The 17317-nt window shown below is 40.5% G+C and carries 17 protein-coding genes and 1 other annotated feature; all 17 genes read left to right on the top strand.

Going from position 1 to position 17317, the window contains the following annotated elements; translation table 11 throughout:
* Positions 1-2 precede the first annotated feature (2 nt).
* The 17 genes from rsmH to ileS all read left to right on the top strand — a co-directional run bounded on the left by rsmH (position 3) and on the right by ileS (position 17253).
* Positions 3-941, top strand: a complete 939-nt coding sequence (rsmH, locus tag FQ085_RS01455; RefSeq protein WP_058384866.1) for a 16S rRNA (cytosine(1402)-N(4))-methyltransferase RsmH — start codon at positions 3-5, stop codon at positions 939-941.
* A gap of 12 nt (positions 942-953) precedes the next feature.
* Complete coding sequence (gene ftsL, locus FQ085_RS01450) at positions 954-1313, top strand: cell division protein FtsL (RefSeq protein ID WP_058384867.1); 360 nt, start codon at positions 954-956, stop codon at positions 1311-1313.
* Complete coding sequence (locus FQ085_RS01445; protein WP_058384868.1) at positions 1310-3583, top strand: penicillin-binding transpeptidase domain-containing protein; 2274 nt, start codon at positions 1310-1312, stop codon at positions 3581-3583. The genes ftsL and FQ085_RS01445 overlap by 4 nt, the downstream gene beginning before the upstream one ends.
* Positions 3584-3607: 24 nt before the next feature.
* Positions 3608-4576, top strand: a complete 969-nt coding sequence (mraY, locus tag FQ085_RS01440) for a phospho-N-acetylmuramoyl-pentapeptide-transferase (protein ID WP_149455753.1) — start codon at positions 3608-3610, stop codon at positions 4574-4576.
* On the top strand, positions 4577-5941 hold the full coding sequence (gene murD / locus FQ085_RS01435; protein ID WP_149455752.1) for a UDP-N-acetylmuramoyl-L-alanine--D-glutamate ligase: 1365 nt from the start codon (positions 4577-4579) through the stop codon (positions 5939-5941).
* A gap of 19 nt (positions 5942-5960) precedes the next feature.
* On the top strand, positions 5961-6752 hold the full coding sequence (locus tag FQ085_RS01430) for a cell division protein FtsQ/DivIB (protein ID WP_058384871.1): 792 nt from the start codon (positions 5961-5963) through the stop codon (positions 6750-6752).
* Positions 6724-7449: a DUF881 domain-containing protein gene (locus FQ085_RS01425; RefSeq protein WP_058384872.1), complete on the top strand. Its 726-nt coding sequence runs from the start codon at positions 6724-6726 to the stop codon at positions 7447-7449. The genes FQ085_RS01430 and FQ085_RS01425 overlap by 29 nt, the downstream gene beginning before the upstream one ends.
* A gap of 16 nt (positions 7450-7465) precedes the next feature.
* On the top strand, positions 7466-8182 hold the full coding sequence (locus FQ085_RS01420) for a DUF881 domain-containing protein (protein ID WP_149455751.1): 717 nt from the start codon (positions 7466-7468) through the stop codon (positions 8180-8182).
* A gap of 2 nt (positions 8183-8184) precedes the next feature.
* Complete coding sequence (locus FQ085_RS01415; protein WP_149455750.1) at positions 8185-8547, top strand: small basic family protein; 363 nt, start codon at positions 8185-8187, stop codon at positions 8545-8547.
* Between the two features lie 102 nt (positions 8548-8649).
* Positions 8650-9933 carry a cell division protein FtsA gene (ftsA, locus tag FQ085_RS01410; RefSeq protein ID WP_058384875.1) on the top strand — a complete coding sequence of 428 codons (1284 nt, stop codon included), beginning with the start codon at positions 8650-8652 and terminating at the stop codon, positions 9931-9933.
* 59 nt (positions 9934-9992) lie between these two features.
* On the top strand, positions 9993-11186 hold the full coding sequence (ftsZ, locus tag FQ085_RS01405; protein ID WP_071153620.1) for a cell division protein FtsZ: 1194 nt from the start codon (positions 9993-9995) through the stop codon (positions 11184-11186).
* Between the two features lie 109 nt (positions 11187-11295).
* Complete coding sequence (locus FQ085_RS01400; RefSeq protein WP_058384877.1) at positions 11296-11967, top strand: YggS family pyridoxal phosphate-dependent enzyme; 672 nt, start codon at positions 11296-11298, stop codon at positions 11965-11967.
* A complete protein-coding gene (locus FQ085_RS01395) occupies positions 11964-12443 on the top strand; it encodes a cell division protein SepF (RefSeq protein WP_058384878.1) in 480 nt (159 codons plus the stop codon). The genes FQ085_RS01400 and FQ085_RS01395 overlap by 4 nt, the downstream gene beginning before the upstream one ends.
* A 20-nt stretch (positions 12444-12463) precedes the next feature.
* Entirely contained in the window at positions 12464-12727 is a 264-nt protein-coding gene (locus FQ085_RS01390) for a YggT family protein (RefSeq protein WP_058384879.1), read from the top strand.
* A gap of 65 nt (positions 12728-12792) precedes the next feature.
* Complete coding sequence (locus tag FQ085_RS01385) at positions 12793-13578, top strand: YlmH family RNA-binding protein (RefSeq protein ID WP_149455749.1); 786 nt, start codon at positions 12793-12795, stop codon at positions 13576-13578.
* A gap of 94 nt (positions 13579-13672) precedes the next feature.
* Positions 13673-14194 (top strand): DivIVA domain-containing protein, encoded by a 522-nt coding sequence (locus FQ085_RS01380; RefSeq protein ID WP_058384881.1) that lies wholly within the window; start codon positions 13673-13675, stop codon positions 14192-14194.
* A gap of 37 nt (positions 14195-14231) precedes the next feature.
* Positions 14232-14446, top strand: a binding site (T-box leader).
* Between the two features lie 44 nt (positions 14447-14490).
* Positions 14491-17253: an isoleucine--tRNA ligase gene (gene ileS, locus FQ085_RS01375; protein WP_149455748.1), complete on the top strand. Its 2763-nt coding sequence runs from the start codon at positions 14491-14493 to the stop codon at positions 17251-17253.
* Positions 17254-17317: the final 64 nt, after the last annotated feature.

Raw genomic sequence — 17317 nt, 5'->3', positions numbered from 1 at the left:
GATTGTTCAATCACACCACGGTTTTACTGCATGAAACTGTCGATGGTCTGAACGTTCGTCCTGATGGCATATATGTGGATTGTACGCTGGGCGGAGCAGGACACAGCGAATATTTGGTTCAGCAATTATCTGACCAAGGTCATTTATATTGTTTCGATCAAGACGCAACGGCAATAGCTCATGCAAAAGAAAAACTACAAGATTATTTACATAGAATCACCTTTATCCATGCCAACTTTAAGTTTTTAAAAGAAGAATTGGAAATGCGTGGAGTGGAAAAAGTCGATGGCATACTTTATGACTTAGGCGTCTCTTCTCCACAATTGGATACACCAGAGCGAGGCTTTAGTTACCATAATGATGCGCCTCTGGATATGCGAATGGATCAAAGTGCTGAACTTAGCGCTTATCATGTAGTAAATGAATGGTCTTTCGAAGATTTAGTAAGAATTTTCCATCGCTATGGTGAAGAAAAATTTTCTAAACAAATCGTACGCAAAATCGAAGCTGCAAGAGAAAAGCAACCCATTGAAACAACTGGCCAATTGGTCGAATGCATCAAAGAAGGCATTCCTGCTTTTGCTCGTCGCAAGGGCGGTCATCCTGCAAAACGTGTATTTCAAGCCATTCGTATCGCAGTGAACGATGAACTTGGCGCTGCTGAAACTTCTCTGCAGGACGCAGTCAATGTTCTTTCAATCGGTGGAAGAATTAGTGTAATCACTTTTCATTCGCTTGAAGATCGACTGTGTAAAGCCATATTTAAAGAAGCATCTTCACTTCCTGAATTGCCGCCGAATTTACCGGTAATTCCAGAGGGAATGGAGCCAATCCTAAAACTTATTACTAGAAAACCTATACTGCCTTCAGAAGAAGAGCTAGCACATAATAATCGATCAAGGTCCGCTAAATTACGAATTGCAGAAAAAATAAACGAGTAAGGGCGTGTTCAGATGGCACTGAATGCAAGAACTGAAATTTATATCCAACAGCCGGCCACTCCTCAAAATCCGAGTCAGCAACCGGCAAGAAAAAAAAGTTTAATTACTAAAGGTGAAAAAATTTTATATTCGACTTTTATAACAGTTTGTATTATGTGTGCATTGCTGGTTTTGCAGAATCAGTCAACGATTCAAGCGTCAACTCAAGAAATTCAAACAATTGAACAATCAGTCAATGAAAAAACGAAGCAAAACACAGATTTGTCGGTACAGGTGAGCGAATTATCTTCCTATGAGCGCATTTGGTCAAAAGCAAAAGAACTTGGCCTTAAGTTAAATGAGCAAAATGTAAAGGTAGTGCCTGGACAATGAAAAAAAAGTTTCGATTTCAAGGAGGAGCCTTTCTGCTGTTTTTGTTATTTGCAGGGCTCTTTTTCCTTTTACTGGCAAGAATTGTCACAATACAAGCCACGGGTAAAGTGGAAGGGCAAGAACTCGCTGCTAAAGCTGCAGCGAAATACAGCCAAGAAGAAGTGTTAACTGCTGAACGTGGACGTATCATCGACCGTAATGGAGAAATTATTGCTGAAGACACATTGACATATAAACTGGTTGCAGTACTCGACGAATCGGTTACTCAAAAAGCGAGCGACCCGCAGCATGTAGTGGATGCCGAAGAAACTGCTGAGAAATTGGCGGGGTATTTGGATGCTTCGGAAGAAAGTATTTTAGAAACTTTGAAAACAGGGATTGAAAAAGACCGTTATCAAGTGGAATTCGGTTCTGCTGGTCGTGAAATCAGTCATACACAGATGCTAGAAATGAAAGAAGCAGACATTCCAGGTCTTTTATTTGTTCGAGATTTAAAACGACTATATCCTAACGGTGTCTTTGCTTCGCATTTAATCGGCTATGCCATGAAAGAAGAGTTAGAAGATGGTGAAACAAAAACAACCGGTAGAATCGGACTAGAATCGATACACAACGAAGTATTAACCGGTAAAAACGGGAAAATGGAATTCGATACCGATAAATGGGGATTCCTCTTGCCGAATAATGAATCTGTTATTACTCCAGCAGTTAATGGCGCAGATGTCCAACTGACATTAGATAAAACCTTGCAGAATTTTTTAGAAGACGCAATGACCAGTGTGCAAGAGGAATACGATCCGACACGTATGATCGCTGTAATCGCTGATCCAAAAACAGGTGAAATTTTAGCAATGTCTCAGCGTCCGACATTTAATCCCAATACGCGAGAAGGTTTATCTGATAACTGGCTGAACGAAAGCATCGAATTGACCATTGAACCTGGCTCTCCAATGAAGATGTTTACACTTGCTGCTGCAATCGAAGAAGGCAAATGGGACCCTGACGCAACTTACAAATCAGGGACTTACACCTTACTGGACAGTACGATTGGTGACCATAACAGTGGAGAAGGATGGGGAACTATCTCGTTTCTAGAAGGTTTCCAACGCTCCTCTAACGTATCAATGGCATATTTACTGGAACGACTCGGAGCAGACACCTTTATGACTTACGTGGATGCTTTTGGTTTTGGTGAAAAAACAGGCATTGACTTACCGAAAGAGGCAACTGGAAAAATATTGGATCAATATCCGATCAATAAATTGACGACCGCATACGGACAAGGGTCTACAGTGACTCCGATTCAGATGATTCAAGCAGCATCGGCAATTGCAAATGACGGCGTTATGATGAAACCATATGTTATTGATCAGATTAAAAATGCCGACACAGGAAAAGTCACTGTTAAAAGTGAACCGCAAGAAGCCGGACAACCCATTTCAGCTGAAACAGCTGATCAAGTTAGAGAAGTTTTAGCTTCAACTGTCACTTCTGAAGTAGGATCAGCACGAGGATTTGCATTGCAAGATTACACAATAGCAGGCAAAACAGGGACTGCCCAAGTTCCAAAAGAAGGCGGTGGCTATTTAAAAGGGCGAAACAATTATTTGTTTTCTTTCCTTGGTATGGCACCTGCTGAAGATCCGGAATTGCTGATCTATATTGGTGTTCAACAACCGAACGTACCGGCCGATGAATATGGTTCTGTACCGGTCGCCAAGATTTTTACATCTGTCATGGAAAATAGCTTAAAGTATTTAAATATTGAGCCAGAAAATATGGCGAAAGCGACCACGATGCCTGTTGAAGAATATACAGGCAAGTCCGTAACCGAAGCCACAGAAGAATTAAAAGAATTAGGACTAGAAGTTATTGTTACCGGAAATACTGGAGAAGTTATCTCTCAGTACCCAAAAGTTGGGAGTACAGTGTTAAAAGGTGGACGGGTGATTTTAAAAACTTCTGGGGAAACGGCTTTGCCTAATTTCAGTGGATGGTCTAAACGCGAGCTACTCGCATATCAATCCTTAAGCGGATTGTCGCTAGAAATTGCTGGGCAAGGATATGGTTTAACGCAAAGTGTTGAAGAAGGCCAACTGGTGAAGGAAAATGAGCCAGTAGTCATCGAACTTCATCCACCTGAAATATACTATCCTGCTCGCGCAGAAGCCGAAGCAAAAGAAGAACTACAAGAAACGGTTAACCCTGAAGTTGAAGAACTAGAAGTAGATTCAACTTCAGAAACACAAACAGACGAAACAACCGAGTAATCTCGTGTTAAAGGAGCTCTATAAATGAATAGTTATGTAGTAATGGGTTTAGGAATTGCTTTATTGTTAACGGTTATACTAATGCCAGTATTTATACCGTTATTGAAACGAATGAAATTCGGACAAAGCATACGTGAAGAAGGACCTGAATCACATATGAAGAAAACGGGTACGCCGACTATGGGCGGTCTGGTATTCCTAATCTCAATCATTGTCACGGTGTTGCTAGTTGCTTGGTTAGCTGACTTGGTAACTGCTAAAATACTAATTTTATTGTTGGTACTTTTTGGATATGGCTTAATTGGCTTTTTGGATGACTTTATCAAAGTAGTACTAAAGCGCAATCTAGGGTTAACATCGCTACAAAAATTAATTGCTCAAATCGTTATAGCGGTCATTTCATTCTTTGTTTTGAGTGGGACTGACTTTGAGACAGGTGTCACTATTCCTTTTACTGACATCTCACTTGAGTTATCATGGCTATACGTGTTCTTTATCGTCTTTTGGTTGGTTGGATTTTCCAATGCAGTTAATTTGACAGATGGTCTAGATGGATTGGTAGCTGGAACAGCGTCTATTGCATTTGCTGCATTTGGTGTATTAGCTATTTATCAAGACGAAGTAGACATCGCGATTTTCACTTTTTCTGTAACAGGCGGACTGTTTGGATTCTTGATCTTCAATAAATATCCTGCAAAAGTCTTTATGGGCGATACAGGTTCGCTAGCATTAGGTGGGGCACTTGCAATGGTCTCGATTTTACTAAAACAAGAATTATTGTTGTTGTTAATCGGATTAGTTTTTGTTATCGAAACAGCTTCAGTTATTTTACAAGTAGGTAGCTTTAAATTGCGTCAAAAACGAATTTTTAAAATGAGCCCTATTCACCATCATTTCGAGTTGAGCGGTTGGTCAGAATGGAAAGTGGTCCTTGTTTTCTGGTCAGTCGGTCTTATCAGTGCGGCAATCGCCGTCTTTTTGGAGGTAATGTAAATGAAGGAAGCTCCACATTTATATCAAAAGAAAGTCCTGGTTTTAGGGTTAGCGAAAAGCGGATTTACTGCTGCTCGTATTCTTCACAAGCTAGGTGCATTTGTTACCGTTAACGATTCTAAGCCTTTTGAAGAAAATCCTGAAGCACAGGAATTATTGAATATGGGCGTTACCGTTATTTGTGGCAGACATCCTGAAGATTTGTTAGAAGAGGGCTTTGAATTAGTTGTCAAAAATCCAGGAATTCCTTATTCCAATGTATTGATTGAGTCAGCAATAGAAAAGCAAATTCCAGTGTGGACTGAAATTGAATTGGCTTATTTAATTAGCGAAGCTCCCTTTATCGGAATTACGGGCTCTAATGGTAAAACAACAACAACTACTTTATTGTTTCATATGCTCAACCAAGACAATAAAAATCCATTAATTGCAGGAAATATTGGAACAGTAGCAAGTGGCGTCGCAGAAAAAGCAAAAGCAAAAAATATAATTGTTACGGAATTGTCTTCTTTTCAGTTGAAGGGAACTGTAGATTTCCGTCCAGATATCGCAATTATTACAAATCTGTATGAAGCGCATTTGGATTATCATGGATCAATAGAGGATTATCGAACTTCTAAAATGAAGCTGACTGAAAACCAAACAGCGGAAGATTACTTTATCTATAATGCAGATCAACCAATTCTAGTCGAGCATGCAAAGAACTGCAAAGCGCAGCTCATTCCTTTTACGTTGCAAGGACGCACCGCTACAAGTATCAGTGCAGACGATCAATTTGTTTATTGGCAAGGCGAAAAATTGATTGAACGTTCGAAGATTATGTTGGGTGGCCAGCACAATCTGGAAAACATTTTGGCTGCTACAGCAGCAACTTTGATTCAAGGCGGAACAAAAGAAACCATTACACGTGTCTTAACGTCATTTACGGGTGTAAAGCACCGTTCTCAATTTATTGTTGAGTGGCAGGGGCGCAAATTCTATAACGATTCAAAAGCTACCAATGCTTTAGCGACTAAGAGCGCATTGGAAGCTTTCCCGAAAAACATCATCTTATTAGCGGGTGGATTAGAGCGAAACCATTCACTTGAAGAAATTCGTCCATTTATGAATCGTGTCAAAGTATTAGTGACCTTAGGTGAAACAGCAACGCGGTTCACGGCGTTTGCAAAAGATTGTGGTGTGCCAACGATAGTTCAAGCAGGAAAAATGGACGATGCAGTTGACAAAGCAATTAAAGAATCTGCTAGTGGCGATACAATTCTTCTATCACCTGCTTGTGCAAGCTGGGACCAATACGATAGTTTTGAAATTCGGGGCGATGCTTTTATTACAGCAGTTCAACAAATGACAGAAGCAAACGAATAATAGATAAGGGGCAGCAATTATGGACAAAGTGATTGATATCGAAGAACGCATCCCGTCGCTTCGCGAGCGGCGAAAAAAAAGAACCAATCGCAAGTTCGTGGCGCTGCTGCTCATTTTTCTCACTTTGCTTGCCGTACTATTATACAGCCAGTCGAAGTACAGTGAAATCCAGACCATCACTATTAAAGGTGCCGTTCTCTTTGACCAAAAAAGCTACCAAGCTGCAAGTGGACTAGCTATCGGAGATTCGATGTGGTCTTTTGATGCAGGGACTGTTGCGCAACAACTGGAAAAGTTGGAGTGGGTAGAAGAATCGACGGTTAAGAAAAACTGGTTGACCGGTGTGGAAATTGATTTAAAGGAATATGTTCAAATGGGATATCTAGATCGCGGTAACAGCTATCAGATTGTCTTGTCGAATAACTTGGCTTTAGATCAGCCAGTGACAAATGTTGATGGTCCGATTTACTCAAACTTTGAAAATGAGAAAATACGAGAAAAGTTAATTGATCAGCTAACAGATATTGATCCTGAAGTACTTCAGCTGATTTCCCAAATCATTCTGGATCCTGAGCAAAAAGACGCGGATTATGTGACCTTATATATGAATGATGGAAATGAAGTTCGTGGTATTTTAAGCACATTAGCAGAAAAGATGAATTACTATCCATCTGTCATCGCGCAATTAGAAGATGATCAACAAGGCATAATTGATATGGAAGTGGGAATATTCTTCCGTTCTTATGCGGATGTTTATGGTTTTGCAAAGGAGGGTCCTGAAGATGAAGAAACCGAAGAAGAGCAACCGTAAAAGTTTTAGCAAATCGGTTGTTTTTTCCCTGGTTTTCTTGGTGCTCGGATTTATCATGGCTTATTCCTATAGTTTATCAAATGCTAATAGAGAGACGGCAGAGTTTACAGGTGGTGCATTTTTCGAACAGGAAGAACGCTACCGAAAAGAGTTGATTGATCAGCAAGAGCGCAATAAAGAGTTGAAAAATGAATTGCAAGAAAAGCAAAGCGAAGTTCAAGAATATGAAAAATCCTTTGCCGATGGCGAAAATCGCTATACAGAGTATGCAGAAGAAGCCAAAGAGCTTCGAAGATATCTCGGTTTAGTGCCCGTACAGGGAAGTGGATTAAAAGTGACATTGCAAGACGGGGATTATGATTCAAATTCAGTTAATCCAAACGATTACATTGTGCACGAAAGCCACGTTTTCCAAGTAATCAATGAATTGTATATCTCAGGAGCACAGGCTATTTCAATCAATGGTCAGCGTATTCATGGAAATTCATACATTGTTTGCACGGGACCAGTCATTACTGTAGATGGTGCACAATATCCTGCTCCTTTCGTAATTGAAGCTATCGGTGAACCTGAAGTACTAACAGCATCGATGGAGTTGACTGGCGGAATTATGGACCAACTGCTCAGTGACAACATTATCGTCACATTGGATGAAGGGCAGGTTATTAAAATGGCCGCCTTGCTGACAGAATCGTGAATAAGGGGAGAGTTAGATGAAAAAAAGAATTCTTACCCGATTTACAGTGATTATGTTTGTAATCGGCTTAATGACTGCTATGCAATACAACACGATCAATGAACCTGATGCCCGAGATACGCGAGATGTATGGGAAGTAAGACAAGAACTGTCGAGAGAAAAGCAACTTCACTCACAACTGCTATCAGAAATCAGCACGTTAGATGAGACGTTGAACAAATATGATGTGGACACAAACGCCAGCCCCGAACAAGCTTTGCGGGAAACTGCAGGGGAATTGAGAAATGCAGCTGGTTTAACGGAGACTACAGGACCGGGAATAGAAATTCTCGTTGAACCTTCAATGGAAGCGGTTGCGTTGGGCTTCGAAATAGAAGGGATCTCTCCGGATTTGCTTATCCGGCTGGTCAATGAAATTAATCGTTACAACGGTTTGTATGTTTCAATCGACGATAAGCGAATTATTAATACGACAGCAATACGAGATATAAATGGTCAAACGACGGTTAACGCAAAACCGGTAGAAATGCCTCCGTTTTCCATAAAAATAATTTCTGAGTCTATGGAAGACTCAGAAAAGCTGTATAATCATTTATTGTCTTCACGTATTTTAGATGATTTTTATATCGATAATCTAACATTGACCGTTTCGGCTCCTAAAAAAGATCTAATCATCGAAGCGTATGATGAAGTGATAGACACCAAATATTTACAGTCAACAGAGGAGGAATAGCGATGTGGCTGTCCATTTTAGGTTTAATACTTGGTATATCGCTCGGGCTTTTGACAGATATCCATATTCCACTTGAATATGCTAACTATTTGTCGATTGCCGTACTGGCATCACTCGACACATTATTTGGTGGAATTCGTGCCCACTTGCAACAAGTGTACGATGACAAAGTATTTGTTTCAGGATTCTTTTTCAATATCGCCCTTGCAGCAGGTCTTGCTTTTCTTGGTGTTCATTTAGGTGTAGATTTGTACTTGGCTGCTATTTTTGCATTCGGTGTTCGACTATTTCAAAACATTGCGGTCATCCGCCGCATTATTTTAGCAAAATGGGCTGAAAAAAAGGCAGTTAGAGAAACAATTTAAGCAATTGAAGGAAATTTTTTTAAGTTTCGCGATTTTCTTAGACAAGGTGCACGATTTGCAATAGAATATAAGTACAGCAGTTTAATAAGGAGGTGCCACGAATTGAGTCAATCAGAATTATACGTTAGTCTAGATATCGGTTCGTCATCCATTAAAGTTTTAATTGGAGAAATGGCCAACAATTCACTGAATGTTATTGGCGTTGGAAATGTGAAATCTAATGGAATTAAAAAAGGTGCGATTGTTGACATAGATGCAACGGTGCAATCCATTAAAAAAGCGGTCGATCAAGCAGAACGCATGATCGGCAAGTCAATCCATGAAGTGGTATTAGGAATTCCGGCTAACAAAGCGGTGCTACAGCCTGTTAAAGGAATTGTGGCAGTAAACAGTGAGAATCGGGAAATTACCGATGACGACCTAGATCGTGTATTGGAAGCGGCTCAAGTTATGTCGATTCCACCAGAGCGGGAACTAGTAAACATCATTCCTGAACAATACATCGTTGATCATTTGGGTGAAATCAAAGATCCTCGAGGCATGATTGGTATCCGCCTTGAAATGGATGGTACAATGGTGACAACTTCAAAAACAATTTTACACAATGTACTTCGTTGTGTAGAAAGAGCGGGACTTGAAATCCGCGATATTTATGTACAACCACTTGCAGCAGGAAATTATGCATTGACTGAAGACGAGAAAAATCATGGCACAGCATGTATTGACATCGGTGGAGGATCTACTTCTATTTCCATCTTCCAAGACGGCCACTTGACCGCTTCTTCTGTTATTCCAGTTGGAGGCGACCACGTAACAAAAGATTTGTCCATTATTTTGAAGACACCGACAGATCAAGCTGAAAAAATTAAACTTGAGTATGGCCATGCATTTTTTGAAGATGCTTCAGAAGACGAAGTATTTGAGGTTCCTGTTATTGGATCGGATTCAACAGAACAATATAACCAAAAATACATATCTGAAATAATCGGAGTTCGCCTGGAAGAGCTTTTCGAACTGATTTTAGATGAATTTTATCGTTTGGGCGTTCAAGACCTGCCAGGAGGAGTTGTTTTAACTGGTGGTATGGCTAAATTGGATGGACTTCCAGAACTCGCTCGAAATATTTTGCAAACTCGAGTTCGTCTATTCACACCAGAATTTATCGGCGTACGTGAACCACAGTACACGACAGCAGTTGGTCTAATTCAATATGCATACATGGAAGATGTCTTTTATGGCCGTATTGGAAATGGTGGAGCTGTTGCGGGAACTGCGAAAGTTGAGCACCAAGAAGTGCAGCAACCTAAAAAACAAAAGCAGCCAAAGCAAAATTCTGAAGGTGTCGTAACCAAAGCTAAAAAGATGTTTGATCGATTCTTTGAATAAAATCAATGTTGCATCTAGCTTGCAACTATAAAAGCTAAGCAATTTTAGGAGGAAAAAGAATGTTGGAATTTGATACAAATATTGATGCACTGGCCGTAATTAAAGTTATTGGTGTTGGTGGCGGAGGAAACAACGCTGTAAACCGCATGATCGAACATGGAGTACAAGGTGTAGAATTTATTGCAGTAAATACAGATGCTCAAGCTTTGAACCTTTCAAAAGCAGAAGTACGTCTTCAAATCGGGGGGAAATTGACACGCGGACTTGGTGCCGGTGCTAACCCTGATGTGGGGAAAAAAGCTGCAGAAGAAAGCAAAGAGCAAATCGAAGAAGCTTTGCGCGGAGCGGATATGGTATTCGTAACAGCAGGAATGGGCGGCGGAACAGGTACTGGAGCAGCACCAGTTATTGCTGGAATTGCTAAAGAACTTGGCGCTTTAACAGTTGGTGTTGTTACTCGTCCATTTACTTTTGAAGGCCGCAAGCGTTCTACTCAAGCAATCGGCGGTATTTCTTCTATGAAAGAATCTGTTGATACCTTAATCGTTATCCCGAATGACCGCTTACTTGAAATCGTTGACAAAAACACACCAATGCTGGAAGCATTCCGTGAAGCGGATAATGTTCTTCGTCAAGGTGTATCGGGTATTTCTGATTTGATCGCCGTTCCTGGATTGATCAACTTAGATTTCGCCGATGTTAAAACAATTATGTCGAATAAAGGTTCTGCATTAATGGGAATCGGTGTATCTTCAGGGGAAAACCGTGCTTCTGAAGCAGCTAAAAAAGCTGTCTCAAGTCCGTTACTTGAAGTTTCAGTTGACGGTGCTAAAGGTGTCTTGATGAATATTACAGGTGGATCTAATCTTAGCCTTTATGAAGTTCAAGAAGCAGCTGATATTGTTGCATCAGCTTCTGATGAAGAAGTAAACATGATTTTCGGTTCTGTTATTAACGATAACTTAAAAGATGAAATCATCGTGACAGTTATTGCGACTGGATTTAACGAAGAGCAACTTCAACCAAGAACACCAAGAGGATCTGGATTGAATTCAAGCCGTGTGCAGTCGATTCAACAACAAACTCCAGCGCCTTCAATTCGTGATGCGCGTCGCGAAGATCAACGCCGTGACGAGCAACGTCGTGAAGAACAACCACCTTACTACAACCAAGAGCCTCAAAGACAAGAAAAACAAAGCGACGATGCACTAGACATCCCGACTTTCTTACGCAATCGTCAAAAGAGACGTTAATCCAAACAGCTGCCGTTGAGCAGCTGTTTTTTTTAGGAAAGAGCTTAATTGATAAATCAGCTGAAACTTGGTACAATGTAGGGGACTTCTATAGAAAAGTTGTGAATATATGAAACCTATTGAACCCGTCTTTAAAGAAATTACCGGACAGTTAAATGCTATTAAAGATAATATACAAATTATTGCTGTGACTAAACAAGTGGATGTGAAACGTACGAAAGAAGCAGTTCACGCTGGAATCCGCCATTTGGGTGAAAATCGCCCAGAAGGATTGGCATCGAAACTTGAAGCAATTGAAGAAGATGTATCTTGGCATTATATCGGCAATTTGCAAACACGAAAAGTAAAAGATGTTATTAACGAAATTGATTATTTGCATTCTTTGGACCGCTCTAGTTTAGCGAAAGAAATCCAAAAACGTGCAAGTCGCCAAGTGAAATGTTTTGTCCAAATTAACGTATCTGGTGAAGAGTCAAAAAGTGGAATTGATCCTGCAAACGCAATTGATTTTATTGAATCTCTAAAAGATTTCGATAAAATTCAAGTAGTTGGATTGATGACAATGGCGCCAAACACTACAGACGAACAAATTATTCGCGAAGCATTTAAAGGACTAAAATTACTCCAACTCCAAGTATCAGAGAAACACTGGGCCCATGCACCGTGTACAGAATGTTCCATGGGAATGTCCAATGATTACTTAATCGCTGCTCAAGAAGGAGCAACTTTTGTCCGAATTGGAACAGCGTTAGTCGGGTCGGAAAGTGAGGCAAAGCGATGAGTATGAAAAACAAATTTAAAAATTTCTTTTACTTAGATGAGTATGAAGAAGAGCAAGTGCACGAACAACCTATGACACAGCAAAAGTCAGCTCCACGTTATGAAAAACCAGCTGCGATGCAAGAACCGAAAAAAGCACCGAAAGAGCGGCGCCAGAAAGTAGAGGAGACCATTGTGCCTAATTTAGTTAGTTTACAAAGTGCTTCAAAATCTTCAAAAGTTAGCTTGGCAGAACCTAGAGTTTATGCAGAAGCACAAGATATAGCGGAAAGTCTAAAAAACAAACAGGCTGTCGTTGTTAATCTTCAACGCATTGAAAAAGATCAAGGCCTACGAATCATCGACTTTTTGAGTGGGACAGTTTACGCTCTTGGTGGAGATATTCAACGTATTGGAACGGATATTTTCTTATGCGTACCAGACACTGTAGAAGTGGATGGCGCTATTTCAGATTATTACTACGACGAGCAACAATAAGAAAGGTGCCTTAAAATAATATGATAATTTTTGTTAATTTATTACTTTCGGCGATTAATATCTACTTCTATATTCTAATTGTTAGTGTATTCATGAGTTGGGTACCGAGCATAAAAGAATCTAGTTTTGGACAAATGATTTCTAAAATTACGGATCCTTATTTGGACATATTCAGACGCTTTATCCCACCAATCGGTATGATCGACATCTCACCAATTGTTGCGATATTCACTTTGAGTTTAGCTAGTCAAGGCATTATCGTATTATTTAATTATTTAGCCTAACCCAAAACCTCACGTGATGTGAGGTTTTTTTCTTAAAAACCAATCACATGTGAAGGAGCATTCGTATGGAAGAGATATTTCAACATTTTAGAAAAGAAGAACAGCAGTTTATCGAACAAGCTTCAGGCTGGCTACGGGAAGTTGAAGACCGCTATTCACCAAGATTGACTGATTTTCTCGATCCGCGACAGCGCTTTATTGTTGAAGCAGTCATCGGATCGAGCGACGTGAAAATGATGACGTCTGGCGTTTTTAAAAATGCAGAAAGACAACGAGTGTTGCTGTATCCTTCTTATTTTGAACCACAACAGGAAGATTTTAATATTACTGTTTTTGAATTGAAGTATCCATCGAAATTTGTCAGCTTGCGTCATCCTGATATATTAGGATCATTAATGTCATTGGGGCTTGACCGCAGTAAATTCGGAGACATTCGCATAGACAACGAACGTGTTCAACTTGCAGTTATGAATGAAATCAGTCCTTATATGCAAAGTAATTTTGTTAGTGCAGCAAAAGTGAAAGTTCAGTTAAACGAAATAACAAACGAAAAAGAATTAATCGAGACGAGTGAAGAATGGATTGAAGAATCGTATACGGTCAGTTCCATGAGGTTGGATACGGTAATGAGTTCGGTTTATCACATTTCTCGCCAGAAAGCATCGGCGTTAATCCACGGTGGAAAAGTGAAAGTCAACTGGACTTTGCAAGAGCAGCCGTCATTTGAACTGCACGAATCGGACATGATCTCTTCAAGAGGCTTTGGTCGCGTTCGGTTGATTATGATCGAAGGCCGCACCAAGAAGGATAAAGTTCGACTACAGATTGGCCGCTTAGAAGCAAAAAACTAGACGGTTCGGAAAAAATACGAAATAATACTGAAATTTAGCGCCATGAACTGTATAATAGGAAGATAACATGACAAGTTAAGGAGAGGTTTACTCAATGCCATTATCCCCGTTAGATATACATAACAAAGAATTCAGCCGGGCGTTCCGTGGATATCAAGAAGACGAAGTAAATGAATTCTTGGAACAAATTATGAGAGATTATGAAATTTTGTTAAAAGATAAGGCAACTTTAGAAGAACGGTTACGCACAACCGACGAACGAGTTGGCCATTTCAATACAATCGAGTCAACCTTACAAAAATCAATTTTCGTCGCTCAAGAAGCTTCGGAAGAAGTTCGACGCAACTCGCAGAAAGAAGCAGAGTTGATTGTCAAGGAAGCTGAGAAAAATGCTGATCGTATTGTTAACGAGTCGTTGACAAAAGCACGTCGCATTGCTACTGAAATTGAAGAATTGAAAAAACAATCTCGTATTTTCAAAAATCGTTTCAAAATGCTCGTTGAAGCTCAATTAGATTTAATTGAAACAGATGATTGGGAAACCTTATTAGAATACGATATCGACACACAGAATTTAGAGAAGATTGAGAAGGATAAAGAAGAGTCGAACTCTTGACTCTGAGACTTTCTACTTCTATAATTACGACATACAAAAAAACGCGCTGATAGAGACAGTAGGCTATGTAGGATGATTTAGCGAGTCAGGGACAGTGAGAGCCTGATACGACCTCATAGATGAAAATCACTCTTGAGCAGAATTGGTGAAAAACAGTACCCAATTCCGTCTACGCCACGTTACGGTGATCGAGTGGCAGCTATCTAGCTGCAACAAGGGTGGTACCGCGAGTTTAAGCTTCTCGTCCCTTTACCAGGGATGGGGGGCTTTTTATTATGCCTATAGGAGGAATGGAAATGGAATACAAAGATACGTTATTAATGCCGAAAACAGATTTTCCGATGCGTGGTAATTTGCCAAACCGGGAACCGGAGATGCAACAAAAATGGGAAGAGATGGACATTTACAAGAAAGTGCTAGACCGCACAAAAGGTCGTCCATTCTTCATTCTTCATGACGGACCTCCGTACGCGAACGGCGATTTGCATATGGGTCACGCATTAAACAAAGTACTAAAAGATATGGTCGTTCGTTCTCGTTCAATGATGGGCTTTCATGCACCATACGTTCCGGGCTGGGATACGCACGGATTACCGATCGAACAAGCTTTAACAAACAAAGGCGTTAATCGGAAAGAAATGTCGTTAGCGGAATTCCGCAAGCTATGTGAAGAATATGCTTACCAACAAATCGATAACCAGCGCTCTCAATTCAAACGCATCGGTGTTCGTGGCGATTGGGAAAATCCATATGTCACATTAAAACCAGCATACGAAGCACGTCAAATTGAAGTGTTTGGTAAAATGGCCAATAAAGGGTATATCTATAAAGGATTGAAACCGGTTTATTGGTCTCCATCAAGTGAATCGTCACTTGCTGAAGCAGAAATCGAGTATCATGATAAAAAATCTCCTTCAATCTATGTATCTTTCCCAGTCACTGACGGTAAAGGTGTATTGGCTGAGGGCACAAACTTCGTAATCTGGACGACAACTCCTTGGACAATCCCAGCTAACCTTGGTATTTCTGTACACGCTAAGTTGGATTACGCGGAAGTTTCCGTAAATGGTTCTCTTTATATTGTGGCACAAGAGTTATTAAAAGAAGTGGCTGAGGAATTGGAATGGGTAGACTACGAAGTTGTTCGCTTAGTGCAGGGAGCTGAACTAGAGCATATCCTAACAAAACACCCATTATATGACCGTACTTCTTTGGTTATGCTCGGAGAACACGTTACGACAGATTCAGGTACTGGTTGCGTTCACACAGCTCCTGGTCACGGTGAAGATGACTTCTTAATCGGCAAGAAATACGGATTGGATGTTCTTTGTCCAGTTGATGAACGCGGAGTCATGACAGACGAAGCGCCTGGGTTTGAAGGCGAGTTTTATGAAAAAGCGAATAAGTCGATCACAGAAGCACTTGATCATGCAGGCGCTCTTGAAAAAATTTCGTTTATTACACACTCGTATCCGCATGACTGGCGGACGAAAAAGCCAGTAATTTACCGGGCGACAGCTCAGTGGTTCGTATCGATCGATGCATTCCGTGACCAAATCTTAAAAGCGATCAAAGAAACTTCGTTCACTCCAGCATGGGGCGAAACGCGTCTTTACAATATGCTACGTGACCGTGGAGATTGGAATATCTCACGTCAACGCGTATGGGGCGTTCCAATTCCTGTGTTTTACGCTGAAAATGGAGATCCCATCATTACAGAAGAAACAATTGCCCACGTGGCTAAGTTGTTCCGCGAAAACGGATCGAACATTTGGTTTGAGCGTTCAGCAGCAGAGTTATTGCCGTCAGGATTCACGCATCCAAGTAGCCCGAATGGCTTGTTTACTAGAGAAACGGATATTATGGATGTTTGGTTTGATTCTGGATCTTCTCACCAAGGTGTTCTTGTTGAGCGAGAAGACTTGCATTACCCGGCTGATCTTTACCTAGAAGGATCTGACCAATACCGCGGTTGGTTCAACTCTTCACTAACAACGAGTGTTGCGATCAATGGTATCGCACCATACAAAGGTATCTTGAGCCACGGCTTTACGCTTGATGGCAACGGCCGCAAAATGAGTAAGTCGCTCGGGAATGTTATTGTCCCTGCAAAAGTTATGAACCAAATGGGAGCGGATATTCTGCGCCTTTGGGTGGCTTCTGTAGATTATACGGCGGACGTTCGTGTTTCCGATGAAAACTTTAAGCAAGTATCGGAAGTATACCGGAAAATCCGTAATACACTGAAATTCCTTCATGGAAATTTAGTTGATTTTAATGAAAAAGAGCATCGTGTCGCATTTGAAGATATGCGTGAAATGGATCAATACATGGTAATGAAATTGCAGAAAATGGTAGAAACGGTACGGAAGTCATATGAAACGTATGAATTCTCAACAATCTATCATGCATTGAACAATTACTGTGCGAACGATTTAAGCTCGTTTTACTTAGATGTAGCGAAAGATGTTGTTTATATCGAACGTGCAGATCATCCTCATCGTCGTGCGATGCAGACAGTTATGTTTGATTCGCTGATGGCGATTTTGAAACTGTCTTCACCAATCATTCCACATACGGCAGATGAATTATGGTCTTACCTAAGCTTTGTAGAAGAAGAAAGTGTTCAATTAACTGACTTCCCAGAAGCTGTTTCCAATCCAGCATTTGAAGGATTGGATGAGAAATGGAGCCGTTTCATGGATGTTCGCGATGATGTCTTAAAAGCATTAGAAGAAGCGCGTGCAGCTAAAACAATCGGTAAATCATTAGAAGCAAAAGTGACAGTTTATGGTGATGAAGAACTTGCGAACTTATTAGCTTCTACTGATGAAAATCTTGCTCAATTATTTATTGTATCGAAATATGAATACGGTGGAACGCAAGAACAAGCACCAGAACATGCAGTGAAATTGAACGAAGTTTCTGTTACAGTTCAAAAAGCTGAAGGTGAAAAATGTGAACGTTGCTGGACAATTTCTGAGGAAATTGGTCAAAGTGAAGCACATCCAACCTTGTGTCTTCGCTGTGCAAGTGTTGTAGAAACGCAGTTTGCTTAATCGAAACTACCGCTAAAAAAGAAAGGGTTTAGAGAGCTGGGATTCGGCTTCTCTAGACCCTTTA

Origin of the sequence: Planococcus sp. ANT_H30 (assembly GCF_008369335.1) — a bacterium.
Lineage (GTDB): Bacteria > Bacillota > Bacilli > Bacillales_A > Planococcaceae > Planococcus > Planococcus kocurii.
This window is presented reverse-complemented; position numbering and strand designations above follow the sequence as displayed.

Bases quoted from the DNA above. Each gene is read 5' to 3' on its own strand.
- ftsL (WP_058384867.1), top strand. From the start codon at position 954: ATGGCACTGAATGCAAGAACTGAAATTTATATCCAACAGCCGGCCACT.
- FQ085_RS01445 (WP_058384868.1), top strand. From the start codon at position 1,310: ATGAAAAAAAAGTTTCGATTTCAAGGAGGAGCCTTTCTGCTGTTTTTG.
- mraY (WP_149455753.1), top strand. From the start codon at position 3,608: ATGAATAGTTATGTAGTAATGGGTTTAGGAATTGCTTTATTGTTAACG.
- murD (WP_149455752.1), top strand. From the start codon at position 4,577: ATGAAGGAAGCTCCACATTTATATCAAAAGAAAGTCCTGGTTTTAGGG.
- FQ085_RS01430 (WP_058384871.1), top strand. From the start codon at position 5,961: ATGGACAAAGTGATTGATATCGAAGAACGCATCCCGTCGCTTCGCGAG.
- FQ085_RS01425 (WP_058384872.1), top strand. From the start codon at position 6,724: ATGAAGAAACCGAAGAAGAGCAACCGTAAAAGTTTTAGCAAATCGGTT.
- FQ085_RS01420 (WP_149455751.1), top strand. From the start codon at position 7,466: ATGAAAAAAAGAATTCTTACCCGATTTACAGTGATTATGTTTGTAATC.
- FQ085_RS01415 (WP_149455750.1), top strand. From the start codon at position 8,185: ATGTGGCTGTCCATTTTAGGTTTAATACTTGGTATATCGCTCGGGCTT.
- ftsZ (WP_071153620.1), top strand. From the start codon at position 9,993: ATGTTGGAATTTGATACAAATATTGATGCACTGGCCGTAATTAAAGTT.
- FQ085_RS01400 (WP_058384877.1), top strand. From the start codon at position 11,296: ATGAAACCTATTGAACCCGTCTTTAAAGAAATTACCGGACAGTTAAAT.
- FQ085_RS01395 (WP_058384878.1), top strand. From the start codon at position 11,964: ATGAGTATGAAAAACAAATTTAAAAATTTCTTTTACTTAGATGAGTAT.
- FQ085_RS01390 (WP_058384879.1), top strand. From the start codon at position 12,464: ATGATAATTTTTGTTAATTTATTACTTTCGGCGATTAATATCTACTTC.
- FQ085_RS01385 (WP_149455749.1), top strand. From the start codon at position 12,793: ATGGAAGAGATATTTCAACATTTTAGAAAAGAAGAACAGCAGTTTATC.
- FQ085_RS01380 (WP_058384881.1), top strand. From the start codon at position 13,673: ATGCCATTATCCCCGTTAGATATACATAACAAAGAATTCAGCCGGGCG.
- ileS (WP_149455748.1), top strand. From the start codon at position 14,491: ATGGAATACAAAGATACGTTATTAATGCCGAAAACAGATTTTCCGATG.